The 19,559-nt window shown below is 67.7% G+C and carries 9 protein-coding genes; all 9 read right to left on the bottom strand.

The window, feature by feature from the left end; all coding sequences use genetic code 11:
• Positions 1-77: 77 nt before the first annotated feature.
• Positions 78-2,186: an HlyD family efflux transporter periplasmic adaptor subunit gene (locus tag E1956_RS37995; protein WP_134758493.1), complete on the bottom strand. Its 2,109-nt coding sequence runs from the start codon at positions 2,184-2,186 to the stop codon at positions 78-80.
• Between the two features lie 40 nt (positions 2,187-2,226).
• Positions 2,227-3,726 carry an efflux RND transporter periplasmic adaptor subunit gene (locus E1956_RS37990; protein ID WP_134758492.1) on the bottom strand — a complete coding sequence of 500 codons (1,500 nt, stop codon included), beginning with the start codon at positions 3,724-3,726 and terminating at the stop codon, positions 2,227-2,229.
• Between the two features lie 7 nt (positions 3,727-3,733).
• A complete protein-coding gene (locus tag E1956_RS37985; protein ID WP_232072390.1) occupies positions 3,734-4,603 on the bottom strand; it encodes an efflux RND transporter periplasmic adaptor subunit in 870 nt (289 codons plus the stop codon).
• Positions 4,600-6,156, bottom strand: coding sequence for a TolC family protein (locus E1956_RS37980; protein ID WP_134759607.1), 1,557 nt, complete (start codon positions 6,154-6,156; stop codon positions 4,600-4,602). Before E1956_RS37980 ends, E1956_RS37985 begins: the two co-directional genes overlap by 4 nt.
• 53 nt (positions 6,157-6,209) lie before the next feature.
• Positions 6,210-15,134: a DUF4347 domain-containing protein gene (locus tag E1956_RS37975; RefSeq protein ID WP_134758491.1), complete on the bottom strand. Its 8,925-nt coding sequence runs from the start codon at positions 15,132-15,134 to the stop codon at positions 6,210-6,212.
• Between the two features lie 45 nt (positions 15,135-15,179).
• The gene (locus E1956_RS37970; protein WP_134758490.1) at positions 15,180-15,791 is read right to left on the bottom strand and encodes a phage tail protein; all 612 of its coding nucleotides are present in this window, start codon (positions 15,789-15,791) and stop codon (positions 15,180-15,182) included.
• A 35-nt stretch (positions 15,792-15,826) separates the two neighbouring features.
• Positions 15,827-16,168: a DUF6916 family protein gene (locus E1956_RS37965; RefSeq protein ID WP_134758489.1), complete on the bottom strand. Its 342-nt coding sequence runs from the start codon at positions 16,166-16,168 to the stop codon at positions 15,827-15,829.
• 129 nt (positions 16,169-16,297) lie between these two features.
• Complete coding sequence (locus E1956_RS37960; protein ID WP_167760258.1) at positions 16,298-16,870, bottom strand: GNAT family N-acetyltransferase; 573 nt, start codon at positions 16,868-16,870, stop codon at positions 16,298-16,300.
• A gap of 252 nt (positions 16,871-17,122) precedes the next feature.
• Positions 17,123-19,306, bottom strand: a complete 2,184-nt coding sequence (locus tag E1956_RS37955; RefSeq protein WP_134758487.1) for a serine/threonine protein kinase — start codon at positions 19,304-19,306, stop codon at positions 17,123-17,125.
• Positions 19,307-19,559 lie beyond the last annotated feature (253 nt).

The following is a 19,559-nucleotide window of genomic DNA, read 5'->3' as shown; positions in this document are numbered from 1 at the left end:
GGAAGCTTGCCAGCAGCACCTGGCAGCCGCTGCCCGCCCTGCCCGGCGGAGCCTCGCGATTGAATGTTGCGACTGAATCAGGCCCCGCTCTCGCGCTCGAAGACCGACACGAGGCGCTTGAGGGCACGCCAGAGGAAGCTCTCGCGCGCGCCGCCAATCGTCGCCGTGCCGGCGATCTCGCGGGGCCAGGCCTGGTTCGCCGGGCATGCGCCGATGCGCACGCGGTAGGTGGCCGAGAGCGGCACGAGCTGGTGCGTGCCGGGCTGAGCCTGCACGGGCAGCGGGCCGCCGTAGACGCTCGCGAGCGACGGCGCATCGAGCGTGGCGAGGTTCACGCGGTCGACGGCCGTGACGCGGCAATCGAGCGCCCCGAGCTCGGGCACCGCCGCGACGAAGCTGACGCGCTCGCCGGGTGCGATACGCGCCACATCGTCTTCGCCGATGTACGCATCGCCCTTCACGCCGGCCGGCCCGATGACGGCGAACAGCCGCTCGCCGCGCGGCAGCCAGGTGCCGGGCGCGAGCGCGTCGCCGGTTTGCACGGTGCCGTCGAATGGCGCACGCAGCGTCAGTTGCGCAACTTGCGCGGCAAGCCCCTGCACCGTTTCGCGCGCCGCTTCCCAGCGCCGCCGCAACGCCACGCCCTGCTCGAGCAATCGCTCGTCGAACGACTGCTGATCGAGCTGCCAGCGCAGCAGCGCCTCTTCGGTCTGGGCGGCTTGCAGCCGATGCGTGAGATCGGGCGACGCCAGCACGGCCAGCACGTCGCCCGCGCGCACACGCTGCCCGTCCCGCGCCACGGGCGCGGCCTGCGTCACGTACGCGGCTTCGGGCGCGTAGAGTCCTTGCGCATGCAACGGTCCGAACACCGCGGGCGCGCTGACGCCGCCGTGCCAGGGCAGCACGAAGAACGCAAACAGCAGCGCGCCCACGATCGCACTGCGCCTCGTCTCGCGCCCCCAATGCAGATCCGCGCGGCGGCGCCAGCAAGCGAGCACTTCGCGCACGACTGGCCGCGCGATGAACCAGCCGAACTCCACACAAAAGAGCACGAGACCGAGCGCCTTGAAGAACGCGTGATAGACGATCAACGCAATCGAGAAGAACACGACAAGCCGATACAGCCAGGTCGCGAACGAGAACGCGATCAGGAAGCGGCGGCGGCGCGGCGCGCACGGCTCGGGTTGCGGGTCGCCGAAGCCGAACAGCCGCTCGCGCATCCACCAGCGCCCGAATGCGAACGCGCGATCGTGCAGGTTCGGCATGTCGAGCCAGTCGGACAACAGGAAGTAGCCGTCGAAGCGCATGAACGGGCTCGCATTGATCGTCAGCGTGCCGATCCAGGTGGTCGTCGCGAGCAGGAAGGCGCCCGCGCGCAGCGGCCCGTCGGGCAGCACGCTCCAGGCGAGCGTGGCGAACGCGGCCAGCGCGAGCTCGGTCAGCATGCCGGCCGCGCCGATGCGCAAGCGCTCTGAGCGCCCCGGCACCTTCCAGGCTTCGGTGGTATCCGTGTAGAGCACCGGCACCATCACGAGCAGCGCCACCCCCATGGTCGGCACGCGGCAGCCGTAGCGATGCGCGGTGAACGCGTGCCCGAACTCGTGCAGCACCTTCGCGAAGCCCAGCGCGAGACCGATCGTAAGGAGTCCATGCAGATCGGCATAGCCATGAAACGTATGGACGAACTCGTCCCAACGGCGCGAGACGAGCACGAGCCCCACCAGCGCCGCGCAGCCGACGAGTGCCCAGAACGCGGGCCGATAGGCGAGCTCGGCGTAGCGCGCGAAGCGGCGCAGGAAGGGCATCGGCCGCCAGAGCGGCACGCGGATCATCAAGTAGTGCTTGAGCAGCCACATCGCATGCGAAAGCTGGCTTGCCGTGGCGGCGCCCGCGAGCCGGCCCGTATCGAGCGCGTTGGCCGACACCAGCAGATGCTGCTGGCGCAGCATCTGCACGAGCATCTCGAAGTCGTCCAGCGTCAGCTGCAAGGTCGTTTCGGCATTCACGGAGGCGATGATCGCGGCCGCGTCGCCGAGCGGCCAGCGCGAGAGCATCTCGAACGCGGGCCAGCCGATCTGGAAAAAGCGGTTCGCCGCCGGATCGTGCAGCATCCACGTGGGCGCGCCATCGGGCGTCGCGGCGGCGGGCGACAGGCTCAGTTCCTGGCGAAGGGTCGGAAGGGGCATCGAAGCGCTACATCAAGTGAAAGGACACGCCGCGCACGGCTCACCAGCCGAGCCACTGCCGCGCGGACGCGAGCGGGCGCCGCAGCAGCCAGTAGGCGAGCGGCACCCAGCGGCCATGAATGCGTGCGGTGCCCATGGCGCCGAGTGGCGGCCGCGCCGTGCCGACGAAGGTCGCCTTCACGCGGTAGGCCACCACGCCGTCCGGCGTGGGCTCCGCGCGATACGCGACAGTGTCGATGCGCGCGTCGTATGAGGCGAGCGGCGAGCTCTTCGGATAGAGCGTGAGCGTCCCGCCCGGCGCGACGTCGACGTTGTCGGCAACGGGGACGTAGGCGGTCAGCTCGACGTGGGCGGGATCGGCGAGCAGCATGACCTTTTCGCCGGTCGACACGGCCTTGCCGTTCCAGTCGTTCGGATCGGAGAACACGGCCACGCCCGCGCGCGGCGCACTCACGCGCACGCGCGCTAGCTCGCGCGCCGTGAAGTCGAGCTCGACCGCGCTGGCGTCGAGCTTGCCCTGGCGCAATGCCATGTCGAGCCGGTCCTTGTCGTCGGTGACGGCAAGCTGCGCGGTCTGCCGGTACTCCTCCTGCGCCGTGGCGTAGTTCTTGTTCGCGAGCGCATAGCGCGAGGCCAGCGCCGTCGAGTCGAGCGCGAACAGCGGCGCGCCGGCCGCCACGCGCTGGTTCGGCTGCGCGAACAGCCGGTCGATGACGCCGTCGAGCGGCGAGCGCACCACGAACGGGTCCTTCGGCGTCACTTCGGCCGGCGCGAGCACCGTGAGCGGCACCGGCACCACGAGCGCACAGGCGAGTGCCGCGAGCACGCGGCGCCGCTGCTTGCCCGCGCGCAGCGCGAGCCGTGCGCGCTCGATCCACGAGGCCCGCGGCGCGAACGCCGCGAGCGCATGGGCCCAGACGCTCCCCAGTTCGGCGAACAAGGCTTCGTCGACTGGCGTCCACGGCGCTTCGCGCGCAAACACCACGCCGCCGAACGAGCGGCCCGCCCGATCGACGAGCGGCACCCACAGCGCATGCGCCGGCCACCAGGCGCTCCAGTCGGCCGCGAGCGCTTCGGGCAGCGCGTGCGCGGTAAAAGCGAAGGGCGAAGTGCTGGAGGCCGCGTCGGCAGGCTGCGCGGGCGGGCGCGCCGGGGGCGCTGGAGCGTCGTAGGCGCCGGCCTGGGCCGGCGGGCCAGCCGTGGCCGCCGATGCGTCGTAAGCGCCGTCCTGAGCCCGCCCAGCGGCGCCCCGCGCGTGCGGATGGGCCGAGCGGCGCTCGAGCATGCGGCACACCTCGCCGAGCCACTGCACATAGGGCGCGCCCGGGTCGCTTTGCGGCAGGCCCGAAACGGCCGCGACCGCGCCCGGCACCGGGGCCGGCGCGCGCCACCAGGCCGCCTGGCGGTAAGGCGCGAGCGCGAGCGATTCGTTGACGATGACGAAGCCGAGCGTCTCCTCGCCCGGCGCTTCGCGCGCGCGGGCGGAGAGTTGCCAGAGCACAGCGAGTGCGCTTGCGTCGATGCGCAGCGGAGCGTTCATGGACGGGTTACCGGGCGCTGTCGCCAAAGCTCGCCCACCCGCTCATGCCGGGCAGCAGCTCGGGCGGATGGCCAGCCAGCGCGGCGGTCACGTCGACGGTCTGCGTCACCGGGTCCACGCGCGCGCCGATGCGCGCCACCGCGGCCGGATAGGTCTTGCCGACTTCGTCCACCTTGACCGTCAGCGGGCGGCCCGGCTTGAGCCAGGCGAGCCACTTCGACGGCACGATCATCTTGAGTTCCAGATGGCCCGTGTCGACGATCGTCAGCAGCGTCTTGCCGGGCTGCGCGAACTGCTGCGCGGCGGCGCTGCGCTTCACGACGCGGCCGTCGAACGGCGCGGCGATGCTGCACTTGCGCACGGTCTCCCGCATGTACGCGACTTCGGCCGCGCTCGCCTTCGCACGCCCGTCCGCTTGCTGGACGTCGATCTCGCCGATCGAGTGCAGCTGCGAGAGCCGGTCGTCGACCTGCTTGAGCTGCACGGCCGCATCGGCCTCCGCTTGCGCCTTGTGCAATTGCGCCGCGTACAGCGAGCAATCGAGCGAGACGAGCGTCTGTCCCGCGCGGAACGCGTCGCCGTCGCGAAACGGCATCGAGGCGATCTTCGCGCTGATTTCGCTCGAGAGCTCGACCTCATCGCGCGCGACGAGCTGGACGCGAATGCGCCCGTCATCGTCGGCACGCGGCGCCGCGATGGCAACCGGCAGCGCCGCCACGCCCGGCACTGCCGCCGCCGGCGAGCCCGCCGCCAGACAGCCTTGAGACGCCAACTCCAACACCAGCCCTGCGGCCACCACCCCCATCGCCTTCATCGCCGGCATGGCCACCTTCATGCGGGCCGCGCGGCGCAGCCCTGCCCTGCACCTTCCGTTCATTGCGTCTTCACTCCGTCCGCGTGGGCGAACGCGGCCCATCGCAATTGTTCCTTGTCGATCGACTGCTCGATCGATTTCAAATCGGCGGTGCCGGCGCCGGCCGGCACCGCGTCGAGCCCGAGCGTGGCCAGCATCTGGCCGTAGGCGCTTTCGAGCTCGCCATAGCTCTGATAGAGGCGCAGCTCCGACATCATCGCCGAGCTCGCCGCACGGATCTCCTCGAGCTTGCCCTGCGCATTGGCGACCGTCGCGTTGTGCGTATGCTGGAGGATCTGGCTGTCGACGTCGTTGATCTGCTGGTTCAGATCGAACTGGCGCTCCTTGGCGCTCAGTTCCGCGCGCGCCACGTGAACCTGCGTGAGCACCGCCATCGAGAGCGCGAGCCGCTGCGCGTGCGCGACTTCGTGCTGCGCGTCGGCGAGGCCGCGGATGTTTTTCGCGTTCAGCACGTTCAGCAGGTTCCAGCTCACGTTGATGCCGGCCGCGCGCCATGCGTGATAGACGAGAAAGCTGTTGCTGTCGTAGTGCCCGCCCAGCTCCACCTCGATGCCGGGCAGCAGCTTCGCAATCGCCTTGTGCGTCTCGTTCACGCTGATGCGCTCGTTGTAGCTCGCCTCGACCAGTTCCGGCCGGCGCTCGAGCGCCGTCTCCTCCATGCGGTCCATCGGCATGTCGAAGCTGGGCAGCGCAAAGCCCTCGGGCGGCGCGAGCGTGAAGTCGGTGCCGGGCGCGACGTTCATCAGCGAAGCAAGCCGCGGCTTGGCCTCGTCGAGCTGATCGCGCACGGCTTCGAGCTGGCGCATGATGTCGAGCAGCGAGTGCTGATAGGCGAGCGTGTCGAGCGGCGAGCGCAAGCCCTCCTGCTGCGACTGGCGCGAGTCGTCGAGCGCCTGCCTGGCCTGCACGAGCAGCGGCCCGACGCGGCTCGAGAGGCGCTGCGCGCCCGCCGCTTCCCAATACGCTTCGCGCACCTGCTGCATCATCAGCTGCATGACCTTGCGCCGGCGCTGCTCGACCACGAGCACGCGGTCGGCCTGCTCCTTGGCCTCGAAATAGCTCACGCCGAAATCGAGCAGGTTCCACGAGAACGTGAGATCGGCCGTGCGGTCGTTCTGGTCGGTCGAGAACGACGGCGGCACGACCTCCGTATTCGTGTAGAGCCCCTCGGACGACGTCGCCAGCGGATGATTGCGGTTCGTATAGCCGGCCTGCGTGGTCAGGCGCGGCAGCATGTCGAAGTTCGCGACGTCGAGCTGCTTTTGCGCGAGCGCCTCTTCCATCATCTTCAGGCGATGGTCGAGGTTGTAGCGGATCGCGCGCGCCATCGCCTCTTCGAGCGTCACGGGCGCGGCGAGCGGCGGCTGATCCGAGAACATCGCCGTGCGGTCGGCTTGCGCACTCTGCACGCGCTCGGCGTCGGTGAACGGCGTCGGCCGCACGGCGCAGCCCGACAGCCACAGCGCGGCGAGCGAGACGGCAATCAGCGACGGGCGCACCCTGCGCGACAAGCGGGGCTCGCGCGTGGCGCGAGTAGCGGGAGCAGGTGCATGCATCACTTCGGCAACGGACGGTTGTGGGTTCATGGGTGTTGGACAATGACGGAAGTTCATACGCGGCGCACGCCTGCGCCGGGGCGCGTCACGTGCAAGGCCGCACGCGCGCGCTCGAATTGCTGATCGAGCGATGGCTTGCCCGCCGGGCCCGCGGCGAGCGCGAGCCCAGGCCCGGCACCCGTGCGGGCCGCGGCGTGGCCTGGCGCCTTCGGATGATCGAGGCCATGGGACCCACCCGGCGCGCCGCCGTGGCGGTGCGGCGCCAGCACGATCTCACGCCGCGTCTCGTGGCCCGCGGCATCGCGCGTGCGCACGACGATGCGCACGTCCTCCGCACCCGGGGGCAGCTTGCCGCGCAACACGCCGTTTGCGGCGTCGTAGTGGATCCAGCCGGGCAGCGTGCGCCCGTCGGCGAGCCTCACGGTGAGATCGGTGCCGTGCAGCGCCACCGAAGGCGGCAGAAGCGTCGCGACGTCGATCGAGAACGGATCGTCCGGCCGCACCGCAAGCGAGACTTGCGGGAGGGGAACCGGCACGTCCACGGGCAGGGGCGCAGGCGCAAGCGCCGCGTCGAGCGCCGCGGCGTCGAAGCGTGGCACCGTCGTGCTATTGAGCGGGTTCTCGATGTGCGTCGCGTTCGGGTCGGAGAACGTGATGGTAGGCACCACGGGCACCGAGCCGAGCCGCACGTGCTGGTCGAACTCGTCGAGCACGTAGGGCGGCGCGGTATTGTCCGATCCGCTCGCATGCGTCGAGGACGACGAGACGGCCATCGGCCCTTCCGCGGTCTGCGACGGCAGCGACGCCGTGGGCGAGCCACCCGACGGCCCGGCCACGATGGTGATCGTGTTGGACGCGAGCGCGCTGTGCTTGACGCCGTCGCTGACCGAAAACGTCACCGTGCGGCTGCCGCTCGCGCCCTGCGCGGAATCCGCGTACGTGACCGACTGCAGCGCCGCCTGCCATTGGGCCAGCGACGCGGTTCCGCTCGCCGCGCTCAAGGTCAGCACGCCCGTGCTCGCGTTGTAGCTCGCCGTGATGTTGCCCGTGGTGGCCGCGCTGCCCGCGAATGCGAGCGTGTCGTGCGCCGGGTCGAAGCCGGTGGTGATCGTCACTTGCGCCGAAGTCAGCGACGCATCCGGATCGCGATCGCTCAGCGCCACCTCGGGGGCCACGGCCACCGGCGTCGTGCCAAACGACTTCGAGATGAACGTCACGCTGCCACCCACGCTCAAGAGCGGCGTCTGATCGGTGTCGGCCACTGTCACGCTGCGGCTTTGCTCGCTGCTCTGCGCGCCGTTGCCGTCCGTCACGGTGAAGCTGATCACGCGCGTCGTGGTGTCGGGCCGGACCGCCGTGTCGGCATACGTGACCGAGGCGAGCGCCGCGCGCCACTGGGCGAAGGTCGCGCGGCCGCTTGTCGAATGCAAGGTCAGCACGCCCGCGCTCGCGTCGTAGCTGGCCACGATGTCGCCCATCGTCGCGCCGTCGTTCGTGAACGCGAGCACGTCTTCGCCGCCGTGAAAACCGCCCGTGATCGCGACCGTTGCCGACGTGAGCGTCGTGCTGCTCGCATCGGCCAGCGTCAAGCCCGGCGAGACGACGACCGGCGCGGACGGGGCATTGTCGGCGGCGACAAACGAGGCCGAGCCTGCATCCGTGCCCACGTGGGGCCGGTCGAGCACGATGACGGTGGCGCTTGCCGCGGCGCTAGTCCTGGTGCCGTCGTTCGTCGCGAACGAGATCGTGCGGTTATCGAAATGCGAGCCGCTGCTCGCGAAGGTCACGGCGCTCAGCGCGTTGGCCCACTGCGCATCGGTGGCGGAGCTGCCCGCCGAGCGCAGCGTGAGCACGCCCGTTGCCGCGTCATACGACGCGGAGATGTTGCCGTAGGCTGCGGAACTCGTGTTCGTGAAGGCGAGCACGTCCTCGCCGCCATGGAAGTTGCCCGTGATCGCCACCGTTGCCGACGATTGCGTCCCGTTGTCGAGGTCGGTCACGCTCATGTGCGGGTTGACGACGGTTGCTGGTGCTCCGGCCACGTAATGCGCGGCGCCACCCGTTGCTGTCACGATCGGCGTCTGGTCCGTGTCGGCCACCGTTACGGTGCGCGTCGCGCTGTTGCTCGTGTTGCCCGCGCCATCGACGGCCGTGAAGCTCACGGTGCGCGTTGCGGCGTTCGGCGTCACTGCCGTGTCGGTGTACGTGACCGAGCGCAGTGCGGCCTGCCACTGCGCGAGCGTGGCATTCGCGCCGGTCGAGCTCAGCGTGAGCACGCCCGTTGTGGCGTTGTAGGCGGCCGCGATGTTGCCCATGGTTGCGCCGTCGTTGGTGAACGCCAGCACATCCTCGCCGCTATGGAAGTTGCCCGTGAGCGCGACGCTCACCGAGGCCAGCGTGGAAGCGCTGCCGTCCGTGAGCGTGAGCGCCGGGTCGATCGTGACCGGCGTAGAGGCGACGTTATCGCCCGCGACAAACGAGGCCGAGCCGGCATCGGTCGTGAGCGTCGGCGGTGCGGTGAGCGCGACCGTATCGGTCGCCGCGGCGCTGCTCTTCGTCCCGTCGCTCGTCACGAAAGAGATCGTGCGGTTGCCCGGCGTTGCGCCCGTACTCGCCGAGAACGTCACCGCGCTCAATGCTTCGGACCACTGCGCATCGGTCGCCGTCGCGCTCGCGGAGGTCAGCGTCAGCACGCCCGTCGCGGAGTCATACGACGCGACGATGTTGCCGAACGTGGCCGCGTTGGTGTTCATGAAGCTCAGCGTATCGCCGATATTGAAGCCCGAGGTGATCGACACCGTCGCCGACGCTTGCGTGGCGTTGTCGCGGTCTGTGACCGTGATCCCGCTATCGATCGCGACCGCCGCGGTGCCGCCAACGTAGTGCTTCGTTGCGCCCGTTGTTGTCGTGATCGGCGTCTGGTCGGTGTCGGCCACCGTTACGGTGCGCGTCGCGCTGTTGCTCGTGTTGCCTGCGCCATCGACGGCCGTGAAGTTCATGGTGCGCGTCGCGGCGTTCGGCGTCACTGCCGTATCGGTGTACGTGACCGAGCGCAGTGCGGCCTGCCACTGCGCGAGCGTCGCGTTCGCGCCGGTCGAGCTCAGCGTGAGCACGCCCGTTGTGGCGTTGTAGGCGGCCGAAATGTTGCCCATGGTCGCGCCGTCGTTGGTGAACCCCAGCACGTCCTCGCCGCTGTGGAAGTTGCCCGTGAGCGCGACGCTCACCGAGGCCAGCGTGGAAGCGCTGCCGTCCGTGAGCGTGAGCGCCGGGTCGATCGTGACCGGCGTCGAAGTCACGTTGTCGCCCGCAACAAACGAGGCCGAGCCGGCATCGGTCGTGAGCGTCGGCGGCGCGGTGAGCGCGACCGTATCGGTCGCCGCGGCGCTGCTCTTCGTCCCGTCGCTCGTCGTGAACGAGATCGTGCGGTTGCCCGGCGTTGCGCTCGCGCTCGCCGAGAACGTCACTGCGCTCAATGCTTCGGACCACTGCGCATCGGTCGCCGTCGCGCTCGCGGAGCTCAGCGTCAGCACGCCCGTCGCGGAGTCATACGACGCGACGATGTTGCCGAACGTGGCCGCGTTGGTGTTCGTGAAGCTCAGCGTATCGCCGATATTGAAGCCCGAGGTGATCGACACCGTTGCCGACGCTTGCGTGGCGTTGTCGCGGTCTGTGACCGCGATCCCACTATCGATCGCGACCGCCGCAGTGCCGCCAACGTAGTGCTTCGTTGTGCCCGTTGTCGTCGTGATTGGCGTCTGGTCGGTGTCGGCCACCGTTACGGTGCGCGTGGCGGTGTTGCTCGTGACGCCCGCGCCATCGACGGCCGTGAAGCTCACGGTGCGCATCGCGGCGTTCGGCGTCACTGCCGTATCGGTGTACGTGACCGAGCGCAGCGCGGCCTGCCACTGCGCGAGCGTCGCGTTTGCGCCGGTCGAGCTCAGCGTGAGCACGCCCGTTGTGGCGTTGTAGGCGGCCGAAATATTGCCCATGGTCGCGCCGTCGTTGGTGAAACCCAGCACGTCCTCGCCGCCGTGGAAGTTGCCCGTGAGCGCGACGCTCACCGAGGCCAGCGTGGAAGCGCTGCCGTCCGTGAGCGTGAGCGCCGGGTCGATCGTGACCGGCGTAGAGGCGACGTTATCGCCCGCGACAAACGAAGCCGAGCCGGCATCGGTCGTGAGCGTCGGCGGCGCGGTGACGTCGACCATGTCGGATGCGGCAGCGCTGTTTTGTATGCCGTCGTTCACCACGAACGCGATCGTGCGGTTGCCCGGCGTTGCGCTCGCGCTCGCCGAGAACGTCACCGCGCTCAATGCTTCGGACCACTGTGCATCGGTCGCCGTCGCACTTGCGGAGGTCAGCGTCAGCACGCCCGTCGCGGAGTCATACGACGCGACGATGTTGCCGTACCGCGACGAACTCGTGTTCGTGAAGCTCAGCGTATCGCCGATATTGAAGCCCGAGGTGATCGACACCGTTGCCGACGCTTGCGTGGCGTTGTCGCGGTCGGTGACCGTGATGGCGCCGTCGATGGGCATCGCCTGCGTGCCGCCGGCGTACTTTGTCGTGCCGCCCGTGGTCGTCACGATCGGCGTCTGGTCGGTGTCGGTCACGGTCACCGTGCGCGTGGCCGTGTTGCTCGTGATCGCGCTGGTGTCCACCACCGTGAAACTGATCGTGCGCGTCGCGTTGTTCGGCGTGATGGCCGTGTCGGTGAACGTGACCGCCTGGAGCGCGTTCTGCCACTGCGCGAGCGTCGCGTTCGCGCCGGACGAGGTCAGCGTCAGCACGCCCGTGCTCGCGTTGTACGACGCGGCAATGTTGCCGTACGTCGTCAAGCTCGTGTTCGTGAAGGCGAGCACATCCTCGCCGCCATGGAAGTTGCCCGTGATGGCCACGCTAGCCGAGGCCAGCGTGGCCGCGCTGCTGTCCGTGAGGTTGAGCCCCGAGTCGATCGTGACCGGTGTCGAGGCGACGTTGTCGCCCGCAACGAACGAAGCCGAGCCCGGATCGGTCGTGATGGTGGGCGGCCCGAGCACCGCAACGGTATCCGTTGCCACGGGGCCGTTCTCGGTCCCGTCGTTGATCACGAACTGAATCGTCCGGTTACCCGGCGTCGCGCTCGCGGCCGCCGAGAACTGCACCGCGCTCAGGGCGTTGGCCCATTGCGCGTCGCTGGACGTCGCCCCTTCCGACACCATCGTCAACACGCCCGTTGCCGAGTTGTACGATGCGAAGATATTGCCGAACTGGAGCGAACCCGTATTCGTGAAGCTCAGCGTGTCGCCGCTGTGGAAACCCGTTCCAATCGAGACCGTCGCCGACGACTGCGTGGTGTTGTCGAGATCGGTGACCGTAATCCCGCCGTCGATCTGCACGGCCGAGGTGCCGCCCACATAGCTCGTCGTGCCGCCCGTGGTATGCACGACCGGCGATTGATCGGTGTCCGCGACCGTCACCGTGCGCGTAGCCGTGGCGCTCGCGTTGTTTGCGCCGTCGATCACGCTGAAGCTGATCGTGCGCGTTGCAACGTTCGGCGTGATGGCCGTGTCGGTGTACGTCACCGCCCGCAGCGCGCCCTGCCACTGCGCGAGCGTCGCGCTCGCATCCGCCGATGTCAGCGTCAGCACGCCCGTCGCCGCGTTATACGAGCCCGTGATGTTGCCCATCGTCGCGCCATCGTTCGTGAACGACAGCCGGTCTTCGCTGCTATGGAAGTTGCCCGTGATCGCGACCGTCGCCGAGCCCAGCGTGGCGGCGCCGCCGTCGGTGACCGTCAGGCCCGAGTCAATGGCAACCGGCGTCGAGGCGGTGTTGTCGCCCGCCACGAACGCGGCCGAGCCCGGATCGGTCGTGACCACCGGCGGCCCCGTCATGTCGATCGTGTCGGTCGAGGCCGCGCTCGTCTTCACGCCGTCGCTCGTCGCGAACGAAATCGTGCGGTTGCCGGGGGTCGTGCTCGTGCTCGAGAACGTCACCGCCGATAGCGCGCTCGCCCACTGCGCGTTGGTGGCCACGGCGCCTGAGGAGGCCAGCGTGAGCACACCCGTTCCCGCGTCGTACACGGCGGTGATGTTGCCGAACTGCGTGGCGTTGTCGTTCGAAAAGCTCAGCGTATCGCCGGACTGGAAGCCGCTCGTGATCGCGACCGTGCCCGATGCCTGGGTCGTATTGTCGAGATCGCTGACCCTGACGCTGCCATCGATCGTCACGGCCGTCGCGCCACCCACGTAGCTCGTGGTGCCGCCCGTCGTCGTCACGATCGGCGTCTGGTCCGTGTCCGCGACCGTCACCGTGCGCGAGGCCGTGGTGCTCGTGTTGCCGAGGCTGTCCACCACCGTGAAGCTCACGGTGCGCGTTGCGTTGTTCGGCGTAACCGCCGAGTTGGCGTACTGGACCGAATCTAGCACGCTCTGCCATTGCGCGAGCGTTGCTGTCGAAGAGGCCGACGTCAACGTCAGCACACCCGTCGTGCCGTTGTACGTCCCCGTGATGTCGCCCATCGTCGCGCCGTTATTGGTGAACAGCAGCACGTCCTGGCTGCTCACGTAGTTGCCCGTGATGGCAATCGTCGCGGAACTCAGCGTGCCGGTGGCGCTATCGCTGACCGTCAGGCCGGAATCCACCACAACTGGCGTCGATGCCGTGTTGTCGCCCGCCACGAACGATGCCGAACCGGGGTCCGCGCTCACCTGCACCGGATTGACGACGTCGACCACGTCGGTTGCCGCAACGCTCGTCTTGATGCCGTCACTCGTCGCGAACGAGATCGTGCGGTTGCCGTACGAGGCGCTCGTGCTCGAGAACGTGACCGCCGAGAGCGCATGCGCCCATTGGGCGTCGGTGGCGAGCGCCCCAGTCGAAGTCAGGGTCAATACCCCGGTCGCGGCGTTATAGGACTGCACCGTGATGTTGCCGAAGCTCGTCGCGCTCGTGTTCGTGAAGCTCAGCGTGTCGCCAATATGAAAACCGGCGCCGATCGACACCGTGCCCGACGCCTGGGTGCTGTTGTCGAGGTCGCTCACCGTGACCCGGCTGTCGATCGTCGTGGCGGCGGTCCCGGTCCGGTAGATCGTCGTGCCGCCCGTGGTCGTCACGATCGGCGTCTGGTCGGTATCGGTCACGGTCACGGTTTTCGTGACCGTATTGCTGGACGAGCTGTTGGCATCGCTCGTCAACTCGAAGCTCATCGTGCGCGTCGCCGCATACGGCGTCACGGCCGTATCGGTGTAGGTCACGGCGCGAAACGCGCTCTGCCATTGTGCGATCGTGGCGGTGCCGCTCGCCGACGTGAGCGTCATCACGCCGGTCGCGGCGTTGTACGAGCCGGTGATGTCACCGTATAGCGAGGCGTTGCCGGTGAATCCCAGCATGTCCTCGCCGCTCACGAAGTTGCCGGTGATGCTGACCGTGCCCTGCTTTGCGGTGGCCGCACTGGTATCGGTGAGGGTCACGGCACTGTCGATCCTGACCGGTGTGGATATGACGTTATCGCCCGCGACGAAAGACGTGCTGCCGCCGCTAGCCACGATAAGCGGCGGCGTGTAGTTCTCCACGTAGGCGAAGTTGTTGAGCGTCGGCAACAGAGGATTGCCATCCGTCTCGACGAACTTCAGGCTCTGGATGCCGGCAAACGCAGCGTTGGACGAGAGATCGACGTGAAACGTCGTGTTTCCGCCATTCGATGCGGTGTTGAGCGTCACCGTGCCGAGCACATTGCCTGAGGCATCCAGCGCCTCGACCGAGACGATCGAAGTTTCACCAAGATCGATGTCGAAACTCTGCACGGTCATCTTGTCGCCGTTTTGCAGCGCCATCGTCATCGACGTCATCGGGGAGCTTTGGATGTTGCCGAACAGCACCCCATCGGTCGGGCCGGTGCTCAATGGCGGCGGGTAGCCCTGATTCACGGTCGTGCTGTCGACGGCGAATTCGGCAGGCTGATTCATCGTGTAGGTGATGCCATCCAGCGAAAACGACGTCACGCCGTTCGCGCCGCCGCTCGTCACATAACCGATCTGGGTGTCGTACGTTTCATCCGTCACGCCCAGCAATGCGCCATATTGCTGCTCCGCTGCCTGCGAAAACACCACCGGCGTATGCACGGTGCCCGCGTCGTACTCGAGCACCCAGTCGCCGCCCAGCGCCGCCGCGCCGGTCGCGTCGGTCGACGCCGCCACATTTAATCCGGATATCGAAGCAATTTGCTGCACGAGCGCCTTGCCGTCCGCGTATTCGGCCACGTCGCAGCCGTAAATCAGCAAGTCGCCGCCGGGCTTCATGGCCGCGCCAATCTGCGCGAGCTCCGCGCTGTACGCCGACAAGTCGCCAGCATTGAGCCACGTGCTCCCCACCTGAATTTCGCCGTCCGCACCATGCGAAACGAGGTGTATCGCGCCGACGCCGGGGTGCTGCTCGAGATACTGGGCGATCTGCGCGAGGCCGTCCCTGGTCGAATCGAGCATGACGTACTGGGTGCCGGGCGGCAAACCGGCAATCAGCGTCTGGTAATCGCTGACGTTCGAATCGATGAAAACGACCTGCTTTTCCGGCGCCGATGCCGCCGCATCGGTCAGGCCATGCACGGCTGCCGTGGACGGGGTGGATGCGCGCTCGCCTGTGCTTTGGCCCGTTGCCGCAGCCGTGGGCGCATCCGCGTGCGCTGCGTGAGCCGGGGCGGCCGCACCCGAAGCCCGCGCGGCGCCAGCCGGTGTCCCGCCCGAGGCCGCATCGCGTTGCAGCGCCGCGGGCGTGGCCGCGGCGTCGCGCGCGGCGCTCGCCCCATGCGCTTGCTCGCCCGCATGATGTTGCGCGGCAGCCGCAGCGGCCGCGCCGATGGAGGCCGCCGAGGCATCGTAGACGATGCGCGGTTCGAGCGCGACGATGAGCGGTGCGGGCTTGGCGGCGCGCGGGCTGCGTGCGGCCATTGCGGGCGTGCGCATGCCGGCGAAGAGCTTCGAAAGGCGGGCGGCGAATTTCATCGCTTGTTGTCCAGAATGGCGTGCCGCTTGCGCGGCACGCACGCATTACCCGCGCGAGGGGAAGATCCCTTGCAGCGCGATGATGAAGTTGATGCCCATGTACGGATTGCGCAGCGAGAACGGAATGCTGTTGCCGGTCACGCTGTTTTGAATCGTCGGCGCAGTGCCCTGCAGATTGACGTTGAACGGCGCGAGCGTGGTGCTGGGGGCCGCCGTGCTGTACAACTCGCCCGGTCGACCGCCGGCAGCGATCGGCCCCAGCACCGTGCTCGTCGACGGCACCGCGCCTTCGCCCGTCGTGGAAGTCGCCGCCGGGATCGCAATTTGCCCCGTTACTGCACCGCCGCCCGTCACAGCCGCGGTGTGGGTATGCGCAGGCATGTTTTGCGTCGTCAGCGTGGCGTTCTCCGTCCCGCCTTGCTCGCCGATGGAGATATTCGAAAGCCCGAGTCCCTGGCCGAAGCCCACCGGCGTGCGTCCGCGCAAATCCGGAAGCTGGAACGTCGAGCGGCCATCGCCGCCATAGGTCGTGCCAAGCAGCGAAAACAACGCTGCGTTCTGCTGAATCGAAAGCAGCTGGCCCTGGCAAAACGCCCATCCATTGGGGGCGAAATTGAAGCCCACCATGCGAATCTCACCCAGATACGGATCACTCATCGAACACCTCCTGTCGAAGAAACGAAAAACACGCACTACGTGATATTTCGCGAACCGGCGGCGTTCGCCAGTTCGTCGGCATGGCTGTGCACGACGACCGTGAGCGTCGCGCGCCCGTCGTCGGTCGGTCGTGTGGGGGTGGCGAGCAAATCCCAGGCTCGCCCCGAAGGCGAGCCGATGCGATAAACCGCCTGCGGAAGATGGACGCCCGCCGGCAACTCGAAAGTCGCCGAATAGCAGACGAAACGCTCATTCATGGGAATACCGGACGGTGCGTGCACAAGCACCGTATCGACGGTTTGCCCGTCGGCCGTACCGAATGCGAAGCGTTGCCCGATTGCCTCGAGCAATTCCGCATGGGTTGGAATAGACAGCACGCAAGCCCCCCGGGGTCATTCTGCTTATTTCCGGTCCGTATTGCCGACCGTGGTCCATTTTTTTATTGCATTATTCTGGCGGCCCACGCGAACGCAAAGCCGCAATCGGTCCTGCCGGGCTCTCACGCGTTACATCACGAGCCCTTCAACCTGCGCCACATATTCTTGCCCGAACGGGACGGCCGGCCGCCGCATTTGCAGATACACGCCGTTCTCGCCGGTCGCCTCGAAACCGAGCCGTCGATAAAACCCCTGCACCGGGTTGTTCATTTCGACATACAGCAGCACGGGCATCGCGCGTTGCGCCGCTTGCGCCACGAACGCCCGCACGAGCCGGGCGCCGATGCCCGCACCGCGGTGAGCCGGCAAAAGCGCGATGTCGATCAAGCGCGCTTCACTGCCGTGCCAATCGTGATAGAGGCGGCCGATCGCCGTCTCGCCAAGCATGACCACGTCGAAGCGGCCGTGCGGATACTGGCGGCGATAATAGGCGTCCTGCATCGAAAATTGCTCGGCGAGCAACGCGGCAACGCGCTCCGAACTCCATCCCGCTTGTGCGAACTCCGCTGCACGCGTGCTTTCGAAAACCGCGTACAGCAGAGCGCGATCGCCCTCATGCGCGTGCCGAAGACGCAGTTCTGCGTGCCGGTCACCGGCACACCCTTGCACGTTGTCGAACGCGGCATCGGCCGAATCGGTCATCGAAGCTTTCATTTCGCTGCACAAATGAACACGGTCAGTCGATATATGCCACGTGAATAGAAACAGGAATCATGTCCGGGCGATGCGGATATTAGTCTAGAGATTGGCGGCTCGCAACCGCATCGATGCGCGCGCAACCCTCGGGAATACCCTGATCGACATGGATTGGTTATATTCGCGCGACGTGCAAAAACATTGGCGTTGCGAATATGACATTCGCAATCGCCGAATTCCTCTCAACGTGCCTCTGGATTATTCGTTGCGCGCGTGCGTCGTGATCTGCACGAAGTCGGCGGCAATGTGTCCGGCGCCGTAGCGCGCTTCGATCTGCTTCAACTTCTGATCGACTGCCGCGAGATACGCCGCGCGCGGTTCCGAAGGCGGCCGGATGCCGTCGAACAACGGCGCGGGCGTGATCAGCAAAACGATCATCTCGGTGCCGAACGGCTTATCGATAATCCAGTCGCCCGTACTGCCGATCGTCGCCGAGAATCCCGCCGGCGCCTGGTTATCGCGCTCGTGGTTGCTCGGCACGAGATGCACGACGCTGCCATCGAGCGCGTAATAGTCCACGTTGACGTACGACTCGTAATGCGGCGTGGTGATATCGACGACAAGCGGGCTGCCTTGAGTCAGGTGCGCGTCGGGCGGACGCGTATGGATCGTCGCTCCGGCTGCGCCCTGATGATTCGCGCGCCAGTATGGCGCGAACGCATTGACGACCTCGCAGTTATGGCTCTCGACAGCGCTCACATCGAGCTTCGCGCCCTGTCCGCCTGGCGTTTGCGCGAGCGCGCCGTGCATGCGCGCGATGCCGTCCCCCGCGTTGGCAAAGCCGCTGACCTGCAGCGCGTGCTCCGGCAGCGACGCTGCAAGCGCCGAGCACGGGATGCGCGCGAGCGTGGCGTTCAGCGTGGCGACGGATGCCGCGCCTGGCACAGCGGCAACGACGGAAGGCGCCGACGCCGGTGCGCTTGCGGTGCTCGCTGCGCTTGCTGCAGGCACATGCACGTTCGCAACGACAGCGGCGGAGCTTGCCGCGCGCACGGGCGCTGCCGGTGCGCCTGGGGCGGACGCCGGACCGCCTGACTGCGCAACCGTATTCGTCGCGCTGGCCGGGGCCACGGCGGCCGTGGAAGCGCTTGCAGGGCGCGGCTCCTCGTTCCCGGACAGCACGCGGTAGCCCAGCCAGAGTCCCCCGGCAACGACCACGGCACCCGCGCCCATGATCCCGATCCGCGCGGCGGGAAACGCCGGTGCATGCGCAAGCACGCCCATGCCTTCGAGAAACTGCGTGACGCTCGCCGTGCGCGAGGCGCGATCAAACGAGAGCGCGGCGCTCAGGGTGCGCCATTGAGTGCGATCGAGCCCTTGCGGCCGCTCCGCGTGCATCTTCTCGCTGCGCGCCTGCGGCGCCGACTTGCGGTTGAACGGATGCTTGCCCGTCAGCAGCTCATAGGTCACGCAGGCGAGCGCATAGACGTCGTCGCGCGGGTCCGCCTCCCGATGCTCGAACATCTCGGGGCTCGCATAGGCCGGCGTGATGCCGCCGAGCGTGGCGGGATCGAACACGGTGACATCGGAATCCTCTTCGGGCCGCTGAAAGACCCGGGCAATGCCGAAGTCGATCACCTTGACGTCGCCGCCATCGGTGAGGAAGACGTTGGCGGGCTTGAAGTCGCAATGCACGAAGCCGCGCTCGTGCGCATAGGCCAGCGCCTGCCCCATGCCCGCAATGACCGTACGGGCCTGCTCGAACGGCATGCCGGCGAATCCCGGTGCGCGCAGCAGCTTGCTGAGCGGCTTGCCGGACAAGTACTCCATGGTCAGATAGACGAGCGGACCGTCGCGATCGAAGTCGTACACCGTGACGATGTTGCGGTGCGCGAGCGTCTGCGCCTTGCGCGCCTCGCGCTGCAGCGCGATCAGCGATGTCGGCTGGCCGCGAAACTGCACGTTGAGCACCTTGATCGCGATGTACGGCTTGCGGTCGGACGCTTCTAGCTTGCGCAGATCGAGCGCCTTGTAGACGGTTCCCATGCCGCCCACGCCGAGACATTCCTCCAGCACGAAGCGGCCGTTGAGCGTGTCGCCGATCCCCTTGATGTGCTCCCCTTGCTCCGTGTGCTGCGCTGCGCCGGGCGCGGCAACAGCGCGGCCGCCCGAGGGTGCATGGCCGCCCGAAGGGGTCTCCTGGATGCGGGTTTCGTCGCCGCTGGCCGTCGTGGTGCCCTGAAAGCGCTCGATGCGCCGCAGGACTTCCGTGTAGTCGGCATCGGGGAGTGGATGAACGGTCTGCGTCGCATCCACGGCTTCGCGCAGGCGGGCGCAGTTCGCTGCGTCGAACGCAAGCGCGCGATCGATCTCGGCGAAAAACGCCTCGCGTGACAACGTCCCGCTCTGGAAGGTCTGGATCAGCTGCGTAAGGCTCATCATTCGTATGCCTTCAACTCAGCTTGAATTTGCGCTCGCCGCGACGAGCGCCAACGTGCGCGCGAAGCCCTTCGCGACCTGTATGAGGTGAGAGTAGTCTGCCGCAACGCACAGTGCAATCGGTGCCTGAGCTAGATCGCGGCTCGCGTGGCGTGAATGCAGCAAGTTGCAGCAAGGTCTCACGTCAAACGCACCGCCTGTTGCCACCCACCCAACGCTCATGCAGCGCGATGTTGGGCACACACCATCAGCGCCC

Source organism: Paraburkholderia pallida (assembly GCF_004524855.1).
In the GTDB taxonomy this organism is placed as follows: domain Bacteria; phylum Pseudomonadota; class Gammaproteobacteria; order Burkholderiales; family Burkholderiaceae; genus Paraburkholderia; species Paraburkholderia oxyphila.
Note: the sequence above shows the minus strand (reverse complement) of the source record. Positions and strands in the feature narration are given on the sequence as shown.